12 protein-coding genes are annotated in these 19,763 nt (G+C 52.6%); 2 read left to right on the top strand and 10 right to left on the bottom strand.

The features are described from left to right. The first annotated feature begins 168 nt into the window (after nt 1-168). Nucleotides 169-8,598 carry a glycoside hydrolase family 94 protein gene (locus CWE14_RS01985; protein WP_241972294.1) on the top strand — a complete coding sequence of 2,810 codons (8,430 nt, stop codon included), beginning with the start codon at nt 169-171 and terminating at the stop codon, nt 8,596-8,598. 12 nt (nt 8,599-8,610) lie between these two features. Here CWE14_RS01985 and CWE14_RS01980 read toward each other — a convergent pair whose 3' ends face one another. The 3 genes from CWE14_RS01980 to CWE14_RS14825 all read right to left on the bottom strand — a co-directional run bounded on the left by CWE14_RS01980 (nt 8,611) and on the right by CWE14_RS14825 (nt 10,631). Next, nucleotides 8,611-9,363 (bottom strand): cytochrome b/b6 domain-containing protein, encoded by a 753-nt coding sequence (locus CWE14_RS01980; protein WP_126797827.1) that lies wholly within the window; start codon nt 9,361-9,363, stop codon nt 8,611-8,613. A gap of 165 nt (nt 9,364-9,528) precedes the next feature. Further along, the gene (locus CWE14_RS01975) at nt 9,529-10,428 is read right to left on the bottom strand and encodes a tetratricopeptide repeat protein (RefSeq protein WP_157981766.1); all 900 of its coding nucleotides are present in this window, start codon (nt 10,426-10,428) and stop codon (nt 9,529-9,531) included. 77 nt (nt 10,429-10,505) lie between these two features. After that, nucleotides 10,506-10,631 carry a hypothetical protein gene (locus CWE14_RS14825; RefSeq protein ID WP_275065546.1) on the bottom strand — a complete coding sequence of 42 codons (126 nt, stop codon included), beginning with the start codon at nt 10,629-10,631 and terminating at the stop codon, nt 10,506-10,508. Nucleotides 10,632-10,641: 10 nt separating this feature from the next. On the opposite strand from CWE14_RS14825, the gene CWE14_RS01970 reads away from it, so the two are divergent. Next, nucleotides 10,642-11,271, top strand: coding sequence for a hypothetical protein (locus CWE14_RS01970; RefSeq protein ID WP_126797825.1), 630 nt, complete (start codon nt 10,642-10,644; stop codon nt 11,269-11,271). 21 nt (nt 11,272-11,292) lie between these two features. Here the strand turns inward: CWE14_RS01970 and CWE14_RS01965 are convergent, their stop codons facing one another. The 7 genes from CWE14_RS01965 to CWE14_RS01935 all read right to left on the bottom strand — a co-directional run bounded on the left by CWE14_RS01965 (nt 11,293) and on the right by CWE14_RS01935 (nt 19,686). Beyond that, nucleotides 11,293-11,874, bottom strand: a complete 582-nt coding sequence (locus CWE14_RS01965; RefSeq protein WP_126797824.1) for an LOG family protein — start codon at nt 11,872-11,874, stop codon at nt 11,293-11,295. Nucleotides 11,875-11,924: 50 nt separating this feature from the next. Further along, the gene (locus CWE14_RS01960; protein WP_126797823.1) at nt 11,925-12,446 is read right to left on the bottom strand and encodes a DUF2569 domain-containing protein; all 522 of its coding nucleotides are present in this window, start codon (nt 12,444-12,446) and stop codon (nt 11,925-11,927) included. Nucleotides 12,447-12,490: 44 nt separating this feature from the next. Continuing rightward, nucleotides 12,491-12,997, bottom strand: coding sequence for an Lcl C-terminal domain-containing protein (locus CWE14_RS01955; protein WP_126797822.1), 507 nt, complete (start codon nt 12,995-12,997; stop codon nt 12,491-12,493). 314 nt (nt 12,998-13,311) lie between these two features. Beyond that, a complete protein-coding gene (locus CWE14_RS01950; protein WP_126797821.1) occupies nt 13,312-14,757 on the bottom strand; it encodes an efflux transporter outer membrane subunit in 1,446 nt (481 codons plus the stop codon). Further along, on the bottom strand, nt 14,750-17,887 hold the full coding sequence (locus CWE14_RS01945) for an efflux RND transporter permease subunit (RefSeq protein ID WP_126797820.1): 3,138 nt from the start codon (nt 17,885-17,887) through the stop codon (nt 14,750-14,752). Before CWE14_RS01945 ends, CWE14_RS01950 begins: the two co-directional genes overlap by 8 nt. Next, nucleotides 17,888-19,030 (bottom strand): efflux RND transporter periplasmic adaptor subunit, encoded by a 1,143-nt coding sequence (locus CWE14_RS01940; protein WP_198676514.1) that lies wholly within the window; start codon nt 19,028-19,030, stop codon nt 17,888-17,890. 26 nt (nt 19,031-19,056) lie between these two features. Further along, nucleotides 19,057-19,686: a TetR/AcrR family transcriptional regulator gene (locus CWE14_RS01935; RefSeq protein ID WP_126797819.1), complete on the bottom strand. Its 630-nt coding sequence runs from the start codon at nt 19,684-19,686 to the stop codon at nt 19,057-19,059. Between the last annotated feature and the right edge of the window lie 77 nt (nt 19,687-19,763).

Below are 19,763 nucleotides of genomic sequence, written 5' to 3'. Positions count from 1 at the left end.
AAATACTGTGCGCTTTTTAAACAAGCGCAGCCAGCTCAACTACACTATCCATAAGACAGTGCCCTTCTGTCCCTTGTCTCTCAGCGGATACGACCCGAATTATCAAACTCTGAGGACCCATTCCTGAACCAGGTTATCACGATGAACTTGCGCCAATATTATGTTGCTATGAGATATAAGAACCAAGCGCTATGGAAGGACAGAGAACCGATCCGGGAAGAACTGTTTGGCCTCGAACGACTGGAACAACACGCTGCGAGCCTGGCGCAGGCTCAACAGGTAACTGACAAACCAGCCGCAGTCCTTTCACTAAGGGACCGCCTGGAACAAAACGCCAGCGCATTGATTAGGATATACCGTGACTGTGTCAATGACATGGAAGCAGGCAAGGAAATGGTGCCAGCTGCAGAATGGCTGTTAGATAATTACCATTTGGTTGAAGCTCAGATCCGTGAAATTCGACAGGATTTACCGGCCGGCTTTTATCACCAGTTGCCGAAACTTGCCGCCGGACCCTTCGCTGGTTATCCACGAGTGTTTGGGCTGGCCTGGGCGTTTATAGCGCATACCGACAGTCATCTGGATCCAGACATTCTAAGTTTATTTATCACCGCGTATCAGCGGATCCAGCCACTCACCATTGGCGAACTTTGGGCCGTTCCTATTACCTTGCGCATTGTACTGGTGGAGAACCTCTGTCGTTTGGGTGATCAGATTACCCGTGAACAGGCCCGGCGTGATAAAGCAAACAAGCTGGCGGACCGTTTACTGCAGGGTGAAGGCGCAGACCAGGCACTGGCTGATTACCTCAGCGGTCACCGCGATCAGCGTCTGTCAGAAACCTTTGCCGCACAACTGGTCACCCGTTTACGCGCGCAGGACCCGGTCACTACGCCGGCACTCCGCTGGTTAGACAAAGAGCTGCAACGGCTGAACCTGTCTGTCGACGTTATTGTCGACCATATCGAGAAGCGCCAGGGCGGTGCCAATGTCACCATCCGCAATGTAATTACCAGTATGCGTTTAGTCTCTGACATTGACTGGTCACAACTATTTGAAAGCATCAGCCTGGTCGATGCCGAATTGCGCGCCTGCAGTAACTTTGCGGCGATGAATTTTGCAACCCGCAACCTTTATCGAAATGCCATCGAGGAACTGGCCCGTCATTCAGAACACACCGAACTGGAGGTGGTACATAAACTTCAGCAAGTCGCCCATCAGCAGTCGGACCCAGGCTTCTTTCTGATTGGTCAGCAACGGCCTGAATTTGAACAGCTACTTGGCTTTAAACCGCCGTTTCGGCTGCGCCTGGGTCGTTTCATCGGGCACGTCGGCATCAGCGGTTTTGTCGGCACCGTTATAGTAATCACGCTGGCTCTGCTCGCGCTTACGGTCTACATGCTCAATAGCACGAATAGCTCAATTGCGACCGGCTGGTTATTTCTCTTCGCCCTGCTCGCCTTTTTGCCAGCCACCGATGTTGCCATGACTCTAATTAGTCGGGTTATCGTCTGGGGGTTTAACCCTACTATCTTGCCAGGTATGGCGTTAAAAGACGGAATTCCAGAGTCCTGTCGCACGCTTATCGCCGTGCCCACCTTATTAACCAGCCCTGACGACATCCAGAAACTGGCTGAACGACTTGAGGTCCATTTCCTGACCAGTGCCGGGACCGGTGCTAACAACCTTTATTTTGCGTTAGTGACTGACTGGGTAGACGCTGACCATGAGCGGAACCAGGCCGATGACCACTTACTCGAAGTCGCCACCTGCGCCATCGACAAGCTGAATAAACGTTATGCGGGCGATAAATTTCTTCTCTTACACCGGCGTCGTACCTTCAATCAGTGTGAAAATGTGTGGATGGGCTGGGAACGAAAACGCGGTAAACTGCATGAACTCAACCGCTTGTTACGCGGCGCCACCGACACTACCTTCCTCTGCAACCAGCAAGAGCTGGCACAACTGCCGGAAACTATTCGATACGTCATAACCCTGGACTCAGACACACGCCTTGTCAGCGATACCGTGATCAGTTTGATTGGGAAAATGGCCCACCCGCTCAACCAGCCATATCTGGACAAGTCACAGGGCCGTATCACCCGCGGCTATGGTATTTTACAGCCGCGAGTAACTCCGGCGTTCCCTACCGACCATCGCGGCTCGCTTTTCCAGCGAATTTTTTCTGGCCCAGGCGGCATTGATCCCTATGCAACCGCCGCGTCCGATATCTATCAGGATCTGTTTCAGGAGGGATCATACACCGGTAAAGGCATCTACGATGTCGACGCGTTTGAAGCAGCCCTGGAACATCGCATTCCCGAAAACACCCTGCTCAGTCATGACCTTTTTGAAGGTATTTATGCCCGCGCTGGTCTGGCGTCCGACGTCGAGGTGATTGAAGACTTTCCGGCCAGTTACGATGTCGCTATCAAGCGCCAGCATCGATGGACCCGCGGCGACTGGCAGCTCTTGTCCTGGGTATTGAATCTGTCCTCATCCGTCCCGCAAACAGGCTCACAGGCGGTGCCTTTGCTTGGCCGTTTTAAAATGCTCGACAACTTACGCCGTTCCCTGATTGCCCCTTTTACCCTGGCTGCACTCGTCAGTTGTCTGCTCTTGCCCTGGCCATCCGCCGTTGTGGCTGCGGCGCTTGTTCTTCTCACTATCATCCTGCCAGCGTTGATACCCGTTCTTGGTAACCTGTTACCCCATCGTTACATGAGCGCGCGAAGCCACTTCAATGCCTTAGTAGCCGATTTTAAACTCGCCTGCTGGCAAATATTGCTGTCCATTGCTTTGTTGCCTGACCAGGCCTGGCGAATGGGCGACGCCATTGGCCGAACCTTAATTCGGCTTTTTATTACCCACCACCACCTGCTCGAATGGACCACCGCCGCTCAGGTTGCTGCGAAACCCTGCCGCACTGTCGCGGAATTCTACCGACAGATGCTTGGCGGTACCTTACTCGCCCTGGCTATCATCGTATTGTTACTGATACTGCCCTCTTTCTGGCCATTGACCCTGCTATTAGGCACGCTCTGGCTGGGTGCTCCATTCCTCGCATTCTGGACCGCCCGCACCACCCCAGTCGACAGTCAGGAGCTGTCCACACAGCAGGCAACAGAGCTACGTTTGATTGCCCGACGTACCTGGCGCTACTTCGAGGTATTTGTCACTGAAGGCGCCAACATGCTGCCGCCGGATAATTTTCAGGAAACCCCGGAAGACGCTATCGCTCAGCGCACGTCTCCGACCAATATCGGCGTCTACCTGTTATCGACTCTCGCCGCACGTGATTTTGGCTGGGCCGGAACGGTGCAGACCATTGAGCGGCTTGAAGCTACATTTGACACCATGCAGAAGTTGCAGCGTTTCAATGGCCATTTTCTTAACTGGTATTCAACCGAAACACTGACCCCCCTTACCCCTGCTTATATTTCCTCGGTCGACAGCGGCAACCTGGCCGGGCATTTACTTGTGGTTGCAAACGCCTGTGAAGAATGGCTGGCAGAGCAAAGCGTAACCGCCCCGTTGACTGGATTAGCAGACAATTGCCAGTTGGCCCACCTTGCACTGCAGGATGTGAAGGGAAACCACACTGAAATTGCATCGTTAATTCGCAAAATAGAAACCCAGGCTTTAGCGAGTCCTGCAACGCTCCCCGACGATACTTTGGTTAATCAGCTGCTGACCCAGGTGGACATGATCGCCGACGACCAGGCTGCCTATTCTGAACTTCACTACTGGGTTCGTGCTATCAAGCAGAGTGTTCAGCAGCATCAACGTGACACCCGCTATAGTAACGAAATCGAATTGTTGCACCAACGCCTACACCTGCTGGCCGCGAATGCACGTCAGTTTGCCCTTGCGATGGATTTTGCGTTCCTTATCGATCCACAACGCAAATTGCTCGCCATTGGCTATTCGCTGGAGACCAATAGCCGCGACGAAAGCTGCTACGATCTGCTGGCCTCTGAAGCCAGGTTAGCCAGCTTGTTCACCATTGCAAAAGGCGATGCGGAGAGTAAACACTGGTTTCGCCTTGGTCGTTCCGCGACCCCTGTACTCAAGAGCTCAGCATTGATTTCATGGTCCGGTTCAATGTTTGAATACCTGATGCCTTCGCTGGTCATGCAGACCCCAGCAGGTAGCTTACTTGCCGGGACCACAGAATTGGCGGTCAAATTACAACAAAGCTATGCCCGGGCAATGAATATCCCCTGGGGCATGTCCGAATCCGCTTTTAACGCCCGAGACCACGAATTCACCTACCAGTATTCGAACTTTGGCGTCCCCGAACTCGGCCTGAAGCGAGGGTTAAGCTCCGACCGGGTTATTGCTCCCTATGCCACCGGGCTTGCCGCTATGATCGACCCTGTCGCGGCGGTGGCCAACTACAGCCAATTAACTAAGTTAGGCGCTATGGGCCGCTACGGGTTTTACGAAGCGCTCGACTATACCCGCAGCCGGGTTCCTGAAAATAAGCCCTACGCCATTGTGCGAAGCTTTATGGCTCATCATCAGGGCATGACCATTGCTGCCATTCTCAATACACTGAAACAGGACATACTCTGTAAACGTTTTCATCGTGAGCCCATTATTCAGGCTTGCGAGTTGTTGCTACAGGAGCGGATGCCACGCGAAATAGCAGCCCCCCATCAACTGGCTGCCGCTGTTAAATTACCGCTCCATCCCAACGCTGGTGGCAGCTCGACCAGACGCTTTCTGCATGTCACACCGAGTACGCCCCTGACCACCCATATACTCGCCAACGGCCAGTATTCGGTAATGCTGAGCGCTACCGGTGGCGGGTATAGTCTATGTCGTGACACGGCGATTACCCGTTGGCAGGCCGATCCCTGGCACGATGCCTATGGTACTTTTTTCTTTTTACGTGACCTGCAGACAGATCGGCAGTGGTCGGTCGGTACTGCTGCTGGTTCCGACGAGAATGAAGACGACGAGACCACCGTCGAGTTTGCCGAAGACCATGCTGAGTTCATTCATCACCATCCTAAATTAACCACCAGCATGGATGTGGTGGTATCGATGGAAGATGACGGCGAAGTCAGACGCCTGTGCATTAGCAATTTCGACAGCAAAGCAAAAGAAATCGAGGTGACCTCATACGCCGAAATCGTGTTAAATACGCCAGCGGCTGATCAGGCTCACCCTGCCTTTAGCAAAATGTTTATCCAAACCGACTACTTGCCTGAATTTGATGCCATTATTGCTACTCGCCGCACGCCAGCAATAACGGACAAGCAGATTTGGGCCGCGCATCTGGTGGTCGTGGAAGGGCAACTGACTGCCGAGCCTGAATTTGAATCCGACCGTGCTCGCTTTATCGGTCGCGGACGTACTCTAAGTTCAGCCCAAAGTCTGCAACCCGACCAACCGCTATCCAACACCGCAGGTACCGTGCTCGACCCGATTTTTTCATTGCGTCGACGGGTTAAGGTTAACGCGGGCAGCGTTGCCCGACTGGCATTCTGGACCCTGATTGCGGACTCCAGAGAACAACTGCTAGCCCTGCTTGATAAACATCACGACCGCAATGCCTTTGCCCGTGCCAAAACCTTAGCCTGGACCCAAGCGCAGTTGCAGTTGCGTCATCTTGATATAGGCAAAAACGAAGCGGTAGATTTCCAGCGACTGGCCACACCGCTGCTGTATCAGGATGCCGCCTTTCGCTCCTCAGCAGAAATAATTCAACAGGGTGCCGCCCCGCAATCGGCATTATGGGAAACGGGTATCTCCGGTGATTTGCCGATTATTCTTCTTTATATCGACAATATTAAACACATCGGTCAGGTTAAGCAGCTTATACGGGCGCATGAATACTGGCAAATCAAGCAACTCTGCGTCGACCTGGTCATTATTAATGAACAGCCTTCGTCGTATATTCAGGAGTTGCAGGACGCCATCGAAGCAGCGATCCGCAGCAACCATCTGCGGGTCAATATTGGCGCGCCGACTCGTGGCGCTATTTATCCACTGCGCTCAGACCAACTCAGCCTGGCCGCTCGCGCCCTGCTCGCCTCGATTTGCCGGATAAAACTCTATGCCGCGGCCGGTGCGTTGCGGACGCAGCTCAACCGGATGAAGCAGAAAACGCCTGTTGCAACAGCGCAGCCAGAGCGTGCCCGGCCACACCTGCACAAGACCCCAATCACAGCAGCTAAACCTGCCACCATCAGTTCCCCTGAGCTGGAACTCTTTAATGGCACTGGCGGTTTTGCCAACAACGGCTCAGAGTATGTGATTCTGCTTGAAACCGACGAAACAACACCGGCGCCCTGGATCAATGTAATTGCCAACCCTCAGTTTGGCTTTCAGGTTTCTGCCGAAGGCAATGCCTACACCTGGGCTCTGAATAGCCGCGAGAACCAGCTAACGCCCTGGTCCAACGATCCGGTCAGTGACCCCAGCGGCGAAAGGCTTTATGTACGTGATGAAGACAGCATGGTGGAATTCAGTGCCACTGCCAACGGCGTCGCTGCAGGGACTGCTCAGGCCGGATCGTCGTTTATAGCGCGCCATGGTTTCGGTTACAGCCGCTTCCAGCACCAGTTTGATGAGATTGAGCTGGACTTACTGCAACTGGTGCCACTAGAGGCCCCGATCAAAATTTCCCGTTTGACGCTACACAACCGGTCGGCCAAGACCAAGCACTTGTCAGTGACTGGCTATGTTAGCTGGGTACTGGGCGCTTCACGTTGCAACAACGCGCCTTTTATTCAGACCGAGCAGGACAGCAGCGGCGCTATCCTGGCACGCAATCCGTGGAGCCTGGATTTTTCAAAGCGGGTTGCCTTCGCCGACCTGGCCGGTAAACAAACCAGCTGGACTGCAGACAGAAATGAGTATTTAAATTCAGCCAGCAATAAAGCGCTGTCCGGAACGACTGGCGTCGCGCTGGACCCCTGTGCTGCATTACGACAATCTATAACACTGGCGCCTGGTGAGTCCGTTGACGTCCTCTTCCTGCTCGGCCAGGGGGATTCGCCAGAGCACGCCCACCAGTTACTCGCAACCTATCGCCAGTGCAATGTAGATACGCTGCTAGCCGAGGTTCAACAACACTGGCGTGAGATACTTGGCAGCGTGCAGGTGAAAACACCGGACCGGGCTATGGATATTATGCTGAATGGCTGGCTCACGTATCAGACCCTTGCTTGTCGGCTATGGGCGCGCTCCGCATTTTATCAGGCCAGCGGCGCTTATGGCTTTCGTGACCAGCTGCAGGATGGCATGGCGCTGGCTTTTGCCAAGCCGGATGAGACCCGTGCTCATCTTCTACGAGCAGCTGCCCGCCAGTTTGATCAGGGCGATGTTCAGCACTGGTGGCTGCCCCATTCCGGTACAGGGGTGCGGACCCGTATTTCCGATGACAAAGTCTGGCTGGTATATGCAACGGCAAGTTACATCCAAAGCTCCGGCGACATTGCCATTCTCGACGAACAGGTACCCTTTGTTGAAGGTCCGACACTGGACGATGAGCAACATGAAAACGTCTTTAAAGCCAACGTCTCCAGCCAAACTCTCTCGTTATTTGAGCATTGCGCCCGGGCACTGGACTGCAGCATTGCACAACGGGGTGAACTCGGCTTGCCGTTAATTGGCACCGGCGACTGGAATGACGGCATGAATAACGTCGGAGCAGCCGGCAAAGGCGAAAGCGTGTGGCTCGGCTGGCTGCTGCTAAAAACCCTCAAACTGTTTGCCCCGCAGGCAATGGCCCACGACCGTGAGCGGGCAAAGACATGGGAGGATTACGCTAGAACCCTGAATAAAGTTATCGAGCAGGTCAGTTGGGACGGTGAGTGGTATCGCCGTGCGACCTATGATGACGGAAGCTGGTTAGGCTCATGGCAAAGTCAGGAATGTCGCATTGACTCCATTGCGCAGTCCTGGGCAGTGCTGTCGGGCGGTGCGGACCATGCCCGTGCTATGCATGCCATGTCTTCACTGAAGAAGCAGCTGATTTCAGAGCAGGATGGTCTGGTCCTGCTGTTTGCACCTCCGTTTGATTATGCTGGCAAACACCCCGGCTATATTCAGGGCTACCCACCGGGCCTACGCGAAAATGGCGGCCAGTACAGTCACGCCGCAATGTGGGCTGTGGAAGCCTACACCGAGCTAGGCGATGGCGACCAGGCGACGACCATGTTTAATCAGCTAAACCCAATCAACCATGCGCTGGATGCCGATGCGGTAGCCAGGTACAAAGTCGAACCCTATGTCGTAGCTGCTGATATCTACTCGGTGGCACCGCATAGCGGGCGCGGCGGATGGACCTGGTATACCGGCGCCGCAGGCTGTATGTACCGCGCCGGGTTAGAAGGTATTTTGGGGCTCAAACGCCGCGGCAACAGGCTGATAATAAAGCCCTGTATCGCCCGACACTGGCCCGGCTACGAGATCAGCGTCAGACTGGCTGGTAGCCACTACCAGATAACGATAAAAAACCCGCAAAAACGTTGCCAGGGCATCAGCCACGCAGAACTGGATGACGTCGCGATTGAACACGGCGACACCAGTGTTGAAGTGTCGCTGGACGGAGACTCTCATACACTGTCGATTACGCTCTGATGCTTAGCTTACTTAATCCCAACGCTGGTCACGGTCATGTTCTTCATCTACAGGCCGACGACTGAATACTTTCTTCCCGGTAAACATGGCTGAAGTCAGGCTTCCTCCTTCTTTTACTTCCGTTATGACTACTGCCGCGATATGTAAGATAATAACCAACGTCAGCACAAAGAAGTTGTATTTGTGGATAAAAATAAAGGGACTACGGAAGTTACGCATACTTTCGTAGGCTTGTGAATCATACATCTGCGGTGCATAAGGCAAGAGCACATCGGGCTGGATCCCCTGCACCGCGACCCATTGTGCAATCCAGTGCCCGAATGGAGGGTAAAACAAATCAGTCCCGGCAAGAACGAGTCCGGTAATCGCCTGAAGAGTAAGAAGAACAAACAGAGTAAATACACTTAGCCGCCCGAGCGGGTTGTGGCCCAGGTAATTCTCGGGACGCCCGGAAATGAAAGCAATCACATAGCGACGCGATGCTGAGAAAAACCCTTTCCCTCCGGGAAGAAACGCCTGCCACCTTGCATATCGGTTACCAAAGAAAGCCCAGATAAAGCGCACAATCAAATTCAGTAGAAAGATATAACCGACCCATACATGAACGACTTTTAGCAGTATCTTGCCGTCATTTGATACCCCAAGCGCGCCGGCATTATAAATCACCAGCCCGACCGCTATAAGTAAAAGCACACACAGCACGTTGATCCAGTGAAACCAGCGGGTCACAGGATCCCATACGGAATAGGATTTTAAATCAGTCATGGCGGCCTTCCTCAAAAGCTAGCGCTTTGAGTATGCGCTGCCCCCTTCAAATATCAATGACCTGCATCAACCAGATGCCTTATTTTTAAGGCTTTTCGAAGCGATAAAGCTGGTGCGTTTGAATCTACCAGGTTGCTGCTTTCATCAACTCAGGGTACGAGCATCTTAGAGTTCACTTTCATCATCTGCGAACTCCATCTCATCAATCAACTTCGGTGCATGTTCACGCACGTGACGATAATCCTCGGCGGCACCTTGCAGGTCGCCTTCAAGCTGGCGGATCCGCGCCCGAAGCAGGTAGACCGATTCTGGTAACAGACGGGCCGGAGCGGAGCCGTTAGTCTCTAAAAGTTGAGCGATGATGTCGTGCAGATCTGGCGGGATAGATTCCTTCAACACATGGTAACGCGCATATTGAAAAGTCAGTGGCTGATAACCCTCGTGTAAAGCCATCGAGGCCGCCAGTTGCGCTTCCGCTTCCTGCCAGGCATCCAGCTCGATAAGTTGCCGGATCAAGGCTATATGGTAATCCGGATTGTCTGGCGCTGCTTCTACCGCTAAGCGTAACTGTGAGATCGCCTCAGCGTTATCCCTATTGACCATTGCCTGCATTGCTTGCGCGAAGGCGTGTAACCCACCACCTAAGCTCAGCAACTCGTTCTCTTTAGATTCTGCTTTCTCCTCGTCACCAATGCCTGGCAATGAATAGAAGGTAAACAACAGTCCCTGAGCACGAAACGCATAGGGGTCGATCGTAACCACGTGCTCGTAAGCTTCAATGGCCCGTCGAGCCTGGCCTAGTTTTCGGAACAGATTAACGTTGTCAGCGTTTAGCACGTGAAGCTCAGCCCTAATCTCCCAAAGTAGGTCCGATGCTGAATAACCACGCTGTAAATCTTCAAGCATAGGCAGCGCATCGTCGGGTTCTAGTGCATAACGGATCCTGTATGCCTCGCGAAGCTGTTGCTGGCTTAGCTGCGGTTCAGCCGGGTTGCCGGTGTCAGCGAATCCGGTAGTCGCGCCCATAAGTAGCGTAAGTAGTAAAATCCGTGGGAGCCAAACCATTGATATGTCCTTAGTCGTCGCCATGGCATAACATCATGTTTACAAGAATCAAGAGTTTTGTCACTATCAGGAACTAACTAGTTACCAGGCTGAGCAAAAGCATGACCAGCAACCTCAATGGATAAGAAAAGGATCCCAGCCATGACAGTCAGCAAACTAACAATAATAGCGCTTAGCACCGTCACGGCGGCGTTAATCAGCATGACCTACCTGATGTCTAGTTCTACTGGGAACGACGCCGTTGTTGAGACTGAAAAGCCGCAAACAGAAAGTCGCAAGGACAATCCTCAACGGGCAGAGCCGCAGTTGGTTCAAGTCGCGACCCCCGATCAGTCTGAACAGGATGATGTGCAGGCAGCTGAGCCATCGCCACCTACGGATGACGAAGACGCTCAGGCTGAGCCGATTAATTTCAGCGACGATGACATTTTCGCATCTACGGACTCACTGGAGGACATTTTTATTGATAGCACGGGTCGGGTCTCGCAAACAGCATTAACCAGCGCTTTAGGTCAGGATAATTTCGACGGTTTTGTGACCCGAATAAACAGAATTGAAGCCACTGAGGCCGCGGCAGAACGTGAAGCAAAAATGAACCAACAACTAATTGATACCTTCGGTAGTGATGTGTACCAAAGCAATCACGCCTGCAGCGAACGGATATGCGCAATAACTTTTACCTCGACCACGCGAATTGATGAAGAACGCCTGGCCCGGTTCTCAGCATTCGGTTCGCACTACCGTTTTACCAGACTGGACAGCAACGAGTATGACGAGGACGTACTCAAAGCAATCTATATCTCGACAGACAATCCGAGTACCCTGGTATTCAGCCCGAACTAGCTGTCGTTATGCACAAGCCTGTCAGCGCTCGCCTTTTTCTATCCACTTTACGATAGTTGGCGCTTCGTAACTGGCGAATCTGTCTAGTAGCGTATCGGCAACCGCATCCACAATTAACATATCGCGATGGGGTTGCTGAACAAACTGTTCCGCTACTGCGTTGTCCAGAAAAGCAATCAGCGAGTCAAAATACCCATCCACATTGAGCAGACCGCATGGTTTCCCATGAAAACCAAGCTGAGCCCAGGTCCACACCTCGAAGATCTCCTCCAAAGTCCCTATCCCGCCAGGCATGGCAATAAAACCGTCGGACAATTCCGACATCAGAGTTTTACGCTCATGCATCGACTGGGTGACAAACAATTCGGTCAGGTTCGCGTGTGCGACCTCCTTACGAACCAATGCCTCGGGAATCACGCCAACAGCCTGTCCTCCCAGCTCAAGTACAGTGTCCGCAATCAGCCCCATAATACCAACGCTGGCTCCACCATAGACAAGCTTCAGGTCCCTGTTCACCAATTCCCGGGCAAGTTCCCGTGCGGCGCCAGCATACACGGCACCCCGCCCCGGATTAGACCCACAATATATGCATATACTTTTCATGCGTATTCTCGCTAACGAAACTCTAAACTGACGCTTACCATTCTAGTGCACTATGTATTCTTATGAGGCAAGGTGTTTTTATCAGCCTGTTTCTCTACAAAGGTTACCCGAACTCTCTTTGATACCAACATGTAAGGAATCCAAATAGATGCTGTAATAAGCACCCTTATAAACTCCCCTACTGTTTCGGGATCAAATAGTGGAATATCGGGGATTATGATGCTTACAAGCCAGGCATCAGTAACGATAAAAACTAACGAAAACACGACAACGGATATGTATACCTTTGGAAATAGGTAGTGCCTGGAAAAAAACAAATAAACTAAATAGATGGAGGCTAGTATTATTATTGAATTAACTACCAACTCTCCGATTATTACATAGCTAAGATAAGGGTTGTAAAAACCCGACCCAACAGTCGTTATTTGTTCCCATGCCCCACTTTCAAAGAGTGGTTTATAGCTTAGAACGCTTACAATAACCAATCTGATAGGGTTTATCACAACCCCGATCCCAACCAAAATAAGCCACCCACCTAATCCTTTTAAATCACTATTATTTGGTTCTGTCATTCTGTTCTTCCTTTGATTATGACTAATTTAAAGTGGGTGTCTTATCAGTTCAGATTCCGAACGAATCTCACTGTATTGCCAGCTGTTTTCGGAGCTTCTTGAGTAGTTCCAGTTTTATAGTTCACTATCGTTGCTTTTTCGCCATTTTCTGTCGATGTCCAGAAAAATGGATAGGTAGGATCACCAAACAGCGGCGACATTGGAATGGTAAATCCCTCGAGTATCGTTGTACCTCTAGCTTTGCAATTGCTATTGACGATACTCATTAACTCTTCTTCCGTCGGAACGCGCCAATTTGTATAGCCGCTCGCCTCACTAGCCTCAGCCATCGATATAGCATTTTCCCAGTCAACCCATCGGTTCATACCACCGGCATTCTCACGAAAGTAGTCATTCGTAATCCACATTAAATTAGTTGCGGTATCGGTAATAGTTCCATCTCCGTTATCCGTTAATGACGCCTGGCAGTCAGGTTGTCTCGCGCTGTCCATTGAGGCACATGCCGATATAAACATGGATACTATGCCTATGGCTAAAAACTTAATTTTCATAAATGTCCTTTGCTTGGCTGATGTAAGTGTGAGTCTATGTGCGGAGGGCTAGTCTCTTGAAAGACAAAACGAGGATGCGTGTTTCAAGTGCCTTATATCCCTGGCGCGTTTTTATTAGTTATTGATACTACAAAGGATACTTACCCTGCGCAACTGAAAAACAGTCGTACTGCAGGAACTATCCGTCGACCGGGTTTTATTGGTGCTAGGGGCTTTGTGATGTGGTTATAGCTGAATTGAGAAATAAGAAACCCTCAATGTTGGGAGCCAACAATTGAGGGTTTGATCAATCATACCAGGCAGTGAAGTTCAGTTTACTCCGCGTTCTCCGAACTTATCAGGTAAGGGCCCTGCCCGTCCCAGCCGCCGCCCATGGCTTTGAACAGGTTCGCCGAGGCAATGAAACGCTGGCTTAAGGCCTGAGTCAGATTAAGCTCGGCGTTCAGCTTTTCGCGCTGCGCATCCAGTAGCTCATAGTAACCGATAGCACCGGCGTCATATTGCACCTGAGCCAGCTCGGCGGTTTCACTGATAGCTTCAGTCTGACTGCGCACAGCGTCGACGCGTTGTTGTGCATAGCCGTGCATACTGATGGCATCCCGTGCATCACGCAAGGCACTCAAAACCGCCTGGCGGTACTGCGTTTCGGCCTGAGCTGAGGCTGCTTCAGCACTTTCTACCCGCGCACGGTTGCGGCCGAAGTCGAAAATCGGTCCGGCCAGATTGGCGCCGAGACTCCAGGTTTCGGTGCCATCAGCAAACAAGTCACCGGCCTCCAGTGCCGTACTACCAAACATACCGCTCAGGTTCAGACTTGGAAAACGGGCCGCCTGCGCCACGCCGATCTGTGCATTGGCTGCAACCATATAGGCCTCAGCGGCACGCACGTCCGGACGGCGCTGCAAAAGCTCGGATGGTAATACCTCAGGCAGTACATCCGGTACCTTGATGTCTGTTAACCGGACATCACCGAAATCCAGCACTGAGAGCATTTCACGCGGGCTGTAACCAACCAGCATGGCTAACGCAGTTTGGGTGGACTCCAACTGCTCCAGCAAGTCAGGCAACATGGCCCGCGCACCTTCGGTCATGGCTCGCGCCTGACGCACGCTAAGCGGGTCAACCGCGCCGCCTTCGTAGCGCATTTCCATCAGTTCCAGGCTTTCTTCGTAACTGCCAATGGTGTTTTGTGCTACCGCAACCTGCTGCTCTAAAGCACGCATGGTGAAGTAGGTTGAAACCACATCTGTCACCAGGTTGAGACGAATCGCCTGAGTCCCGTACAAGGACTCTTCAAGCAGCGCAACCGAGGCTTCACGTTCACGCCGTAAGCGGCCCCATATATCCAGCTCATAGCTTAGACTGCCAGCGACGGTAAACTGATTGCGTGGTCTGCCACCGCCAAATTCAGCAGGTAATAAAACGCCGGCCTGCTGGGTTCGGGTTGCTTCGGCCTGGCCACCTAAGGTCGGCCAGAATGCGGCGTTACTTAACCCTAACTGAGCTCGCGCCTGTTCAATACGCTGGAGTTGCAACTGCAGCTCCAGACTGTCATCCAGCGCTCGATCAACCAGGCTGTTCAGCGCCTCATCATCAAAACGCTTCCACCATTGTTGCCAGTCGCCAAGCTGAGCATCGGCCTGCTCCACCTGAGCGGGCCAGTCTTCAGTTAAGTCCAGCTCAACTGGCTGATAATCCGGGCCCATGGCGCAGCCCGCCAGGGCTACGCTCAAACTGAAGGCCAATATTGTCTTACCCATTTTGTGTCTCTCCTTTGCGCTCTTTGCGCTCACTGCGCCAGGTTGAGATGTCTTCGAACAGCTTGTAACCAAGCGGCACGAACAACAGGGCCAGAGTTGAGGCAGCTAGCATACCGCCTACTACCACGGTACCGATTTCCTGACGGCTGGCAGCACCTGCGCCAGTCGCGAAGACCAATGGCAAGGTACCAATTATAAAGGTCATAGCGGTCATCAGAATCGCACGGAAACGCTGACGAGCAGCAGTAATAGCCGCTTCTGATGAAGACATGCCTTCTTTGCGGTTTTGCGCTGCGAATTCAACAATCAGAATTGCGTTCTTCGCTGCCAGACCAATCAGTACCAGCAAACCAACCTGGAAATACACGTCATTCGGGAAGCCACGTAACAAGGACGCCAGTGCCGCCCCCAGAACGCCGAACGGTACCGCGGTGCCCACTGCCAGTGGCAGCGTAATCCGCTCGTACTGGGCAACCAGGATCAGGAACACCATCAACAAACCAAGCCCAAACGCAGCACCACCAGCACCGGCCGCTTCATCCAGCTGATAGGCTTCGCCGATCCAGCCCAGCTGCATGTTAACATCGCGGCTGCGTTCGTTAACGATACGCTCTAGTGCTTCTTTGGCCTCGCCAGTGGTATAACCCGGCGCCGGATCAGCCATGATTTTCGCTGCCGCATAGATGTTGAAGCGGTTAATAATATCAGCACCACGCTGACGCTCGACAGTAACCAGCGAGCTCATCGGCACCATGACCCCATCCTGCGAACGGACGAAGACATGACGTAAGTCTTCCGGCTGAGTACGATACTCACCCATCGCCTGCACGTTAACCTGCCATAAGCGCCCTAAGTAAGTGAAATCATTCACATAGAGGCTACCTAAGGTCGACTGCAAGGTGCTGAACACGGCTTCCAGGTTGACACCCATGGCGTAGGCTTTGTCGCGATCCACTTCGATCTGGTAACGCGGCATGCTGGTATCCAGCGTGGTTCGCGCTCCGGTCAATTGCGGACTTTCGTTCGCTGCCTGTGCAATGCCCTGAGCGATTTGCTCAATTTCGGTGACCGACAAATCTTCACGAACTTGCAGGTAACCTTCAACCCCACCTGTCAGCGACAAGCCCTGAATCGGTGGCGGTACAAACACCATCACATTGGCTTCCTGAATACCAAAACCCATGCCCATAATACGGCCAGCTAAAGCCTGCGCATGTTGCTCCGGTGCGGTACGATCCGCCCAGTCAGCCAAATCAATAAAGCCGGCCATGGTATTACTACGCAGTGAACTGGCAATGATGTCGAATCCGGCAAACGAGGTGAAGTTATCCACTTCGTCCATGTCCAGCAGCATCTCAGCAATCCGATCGCGCACTTCTTCGGTACGAGCCAGATGTGAATTTGCAGGCAGTTGGGCGTACAACATAGCCACGCCCTGATCTTCTGCCGGCACCAGGCTCGATGGCAAACGGGTCAACAGGAAGATAGCCAGCACCGTACAGCCAGCAAAGAGCGCAATACCAATCACCCAGCGACGAACCAACCAGGCTACCGTCCCTACGAAACCATTGGTCAGCTTCTCAAAAGCGGCGTTAAACCACTGAAATGGCTTGGCCACTTCTTTTTTCTGTCCATCCAGGAACAGTGCACACATGGCGGGTGTCAGGGTGACCGCAACCACACCAGAGACCACCACCGAGACCGCAATGGTGACTGCGAACTGACGGTACAGTTCACCACTTAAGCCGCCGAGGAAGGCAACCGGGGCAAATACTGCCACCAGTACCAGAGTTGAAGAAACAACCGCACCTGTTACCTGTTGCATGGTTTCAACAGAGGCATCGCGCGCTTTCATTCCTTTTTCAGAGATCAGCCGCTCGACGTTTTCCATTACGATAATGGCATTATCAACCACGATACCAATCGCCAGGACCAGACCAAACAAGGTCAGCATGTTGATCGAGAAGCCAAGCATCTGCATACCAGCAAAAGTACCGATAAGAGAGACCGGAATCGCTGCCACCGGAATCAGCGTAGCGCGGAAACGTTGCAGGAACAGGAAGGTCACCAGAACCACCAGCAATACCGCAATCAGTAAGGTGGTAACTACCTCTTTAACTGAAATTTCGATAAATTCTGTGGTGTCATATGGCACATAGTAATCCAGGCCTTCCGGAAAACGACTGCGCATATCGTCCAGTGCTTCATGCACCACCGACGCTGTTTCTAACGCGTTCGCACCCGGTTGCAGGAAGATCCCCATTGGCACCGCACGCTGACCATTGTAGATGGCTGAGAAGTCATAGTTTTGCGACCCCAGTTCTACGTCCGCCACATCGCGCAAGCGCAGATAACCACCATCGCCGTCGGTACGCAAAATGATATTTTCAAATTGCTCGGGCTGATTAAGCTGAGTATCCGTGGTTGCACTGTAGGTAAACGCCTGTCCTTCCGGAGCCGGGTTACCACCGAAACGGCCTGCTGCATACTGCGCGTTTTGTGCACCAACAGCAGCCGCCAGATCCTGCGGGATCAGTTTATTTTCGGCTAGTTTGGCCGGGTCAGTCCAGATCCGCATTGAATAGTCCTGCGGTCCGAACAAGGACGCATCACCTACGCCAGGTAAACGAGACAACTCGTCGAGCACATTGATCAGCGCATAGTTACTGATTTCCAGCGTTTCCATGCTGGCATCAGGTGAATACAGCACTGGCACCATCAGAATGTTGGTCGAACGGGCTTCTACCTGCACCCCTAACTGACGAACAACCTGGGGCAAGCGCGATAACGCCGCCTGAACCCGGTTATTGACGTTAATTTGTGCCTGATCCGGGTCCGTGCCCATGGCGAAGGAGATCGAAATTTGCAGCATACCGGCATCAGAACTAGTCGATTCCATGTAAATCATGTCATCAACGCCGTTGATTTCCTGCTCCAACGGAGCTGCCAGCGAGTCGGCTATGACTTGCGAGCTTGCCCCCGGGTAGGTTGCAGAAACCACCACCTGCGGTGGCACCACATCCGGATACTGCTCGATTGGCAAGGCGCGCAAGGCGACAATACCAACCAGCATAATAATCACTGAGATGACCGTCGAAAACAGCGGACGGTCAATAAAAAAACGTAGCATCTAGCTCTCCCCGTTACCTTGGTTGGTAACCTGAACATCTGCACCATCACGCAAGGCGACATGGCCATTAATCACCAGTTGGTCACCGCTCGATAAACCGTTGATAATCAGCTGACGGCCATCAATAACTGGACCAAGCTCAACCGGCTGCGCACGGACCTTGGCATCGCCGTCAAGGACAAACACCTGAGCACCGTCCCGGCTTTGGCTAACAGCAGTTGGCTCAATCATAAACACGTCGTCGTACTGACCAACCACAACCCGAACACGAATAAACTGGCCCGGGATTAGTTGCCGCTCGGCGTTGCTGAATTCTGCTCGAATCGCCACGCTTCCCGACTGCTCATCAATTCGCGGATCGATAAAGTTGATCTCGCCAACTTCAGCATATTCGCTGCCATCGGGCAGGATAGCCCAGGCTTTATTCACCACATCATCGGCGCTTTCATTGTTATGAGCACTGCGGTGACGAAACGCATCGCTTTCGGGCATTGAAAAGTGCACCCGAATCGGATCTACCTGGGTCACGTGGGTTAACGTCATGCCACTTTGAATGAGGTTACCAACGGTGACACGCTCGCTGCCTGCCATGCCATTAACGGGTGACTCAACGCGGGTGTAACGCAGATTACGTTCGGCATCCTGCAGCGCAGCCCGGGCACGGGCAACACTAGCTTGCGCCGTATCACGGTTGCTCTGAGCCTGCTCGAAATCACGACGGCTTACCGCATCGCGCTCGAACAGTCCCGACACACGATCCCATTCGCTTTGCGCCTGACGGTTCGCTGATTCCGCATCGCTTAACGCAGCACGTGCGGTAGCTAATTGAATCTCGTAAGGTTCAGGGTCGATTTGAAACAGCGTTTCGCCCTCTTCAACTTCAGTGCCTTCGTCGAAGCGGCGTTCCTGCAAAATACCTGAGACTTGAGCAGCAATTTCCACTTCGCGCGCGCCGCGTACCCGGGCGGCATATTCACCAAAATAGGTTACGTTTTCGCTATCCACCTCGGCTACTGTCACTGGCGCAGGCGGCATCCCACCTTGCTGTTGCTGTTGTGGCTGATCGCCGCCACATGCAGTCAGGCCCAGTGCGGCCAAACTGACTGCCAGAGCCAAAGGGACTGGCCATATTTTTGTTGCCATCGGTGTATACTCCATCAACTATTAAACTAGATATTGTCTTGGCCCGGTTTAATAAAACCGTGCATAAAAATTCTCATCATCAAATCCACCCGTTGCTGGGTGCTTTGAGTAATCGCTGTGTGCTGGCTCAATAAGACAGCGCCATGCACTAACTGGCCACTAATGTCCATCAGCTCCGACGCCGTTACTTCATCGTTCGGATAGACCCGCAGGATATCTTCAAACAACGCTCGCCACTCATCGCGTGAGCGTTCCAGACGGGTAAAGTAGAGGCTACGTTCCTGATCACGGAAGTAGAGACGCTCTTCGATAAAGAGCTCAATAATATTGTTGTTCTGCTCGAAGAAACCAATATAGGCGAGCCAGGTGGCTCTTAGCTTCTCCAGCGGATCCTGTTCGCTCTCACGGGCACGCACAACGGTCGCTCGCAACTCGTCAAGGTGCATATCAAGCGTGGCTTTGAACAACTCTTCTTTAGATTTGAAATTACGGTACAGGGTGCCTTTGCCGACACCGGCTTTGTCAGCAACCGTTTGCGTATCGGTCGACTGAAAACCATGTTCAGCAAAAAGTTCAGAGGCGGCTGCCACAATATCGTGGCGGCGCTCTTCTGCACTTTTCTGTGGACGTTTAAGTTTCGCTTTCTCGGTAGTCATCAACAGTAACCATAAATTTCAAGGCGGACCAGCCAGTCCGCGCTATTTTAGTCAGCAAAAACTGACTGTCAATCCAG

The sequence above is a fragment of the Aliidiomarina soli genome (assembly GCF_003986975.1).
In the GTDB taxonomy this organism is placed as follows: Bacteria; Pseudomonadota; Gammaproteobacteria; order Enterobacterales; family Alteromonadaceae; genus Aliidiomarina; species Aliidiomarina soli.
Note: the sequence above shows the minus strand (reverse complement) of the source record. Positions and strands in the feature narration are given on the sequence as shown.

What these genes read in the sequence shown, in the direction of transcription:
- CWE14_RS01965 (WP_126797824.1), bottom strand. Translation starts at nt 11,874, where the DNA reads ATGAAAAGTATATGCATATATTGTGGGTCTAATCCGGGGCGGGGTGCC.
- CWE14_RS01960 (WP_126797823.1), bottom strand. Translation starts at nt 12,446, where the DNA reads ATGACAGAACCAAATAATAGTGATTTAAAAGGATTAGGTGGGTGGCTT.
- CWE14_RS01940 (WP_198676514.1), bottom strand. Translation starts at nt 19,030, where the DNA reads ATGGCAACAAAAATATGGCCAGTCCCTTTGGCTCTGGCAGTCAGTTTG.
- CWE14_RS01945 (WP_126797820.1), bottom strand. Translation starts at nt 17,887, where the DNA reads ATGCTACGTTTTTTTATTGACCGTCCGCTGTTTTCGACGGTCATCTCA.
- CWE14_RS01970 (WP_126797825.1), top strand. Translation starts at nt 10,642, where the DNA reads ATGTCTAGTTCTACTGGGAACGACGCCGTTGTTGAGACTGAAAAGCCG.
- CWE14_RS14825 (WP_275065546.1), bottom strand. Translation starts at nt 10,631, where the DNA reads ATGCTGATTAACGCCGCCGTGACGGTGCTAAGCGCTATTATTGTTAGT.
- CWE14_RS01985 (WP_241972294.1), top strand. Translation starts at nt 169, where the DNA reads ATGAGATATAAGAACCAAGCGCTATGGAAGGACAGAGAACCGATCCGG.
- CWE14_RS01955 (WP_126797822.1), bottom strand. Translation starts at nt 12,997, where the DNA reads ATGAAAATTAAGTTTTTAGCCATAGGCATAGTATCCATGTTTATATCG.
- CWE14_RS01950 (WP_126797821.1), bottom strand. Translation starts at nt 14,757, where the DNA reads ATGGGTAAGACAATATTGGCCTTCAGTTTGAGCGTAGCCCTGGCGGGC.
- CWE14_RS01975 (WP_157981766.1), bottom strand. Translation starts at nt 10,428, where the DNA reads ATGGTTTGGCTCCCACGGATTTTACTACTTACGCTACTTATGGGCGCG.
- CWE14_RS01935 (WP_126797819.1), bottom strand. Translation starts at nt 19,686, where the DNA reads ATGACTACCGAGAAAGCGAAACTTAAACGTCCACAGAAAAGTGCAGAA.
- CWE14_RS01980 (WP_126797827.1), bottom strand. Translation starts at nt 9,363, where the DNA reads ATGACTGATTTAAAATCCTATTCCGTATGGGATCCTGTGACCCGCTGG.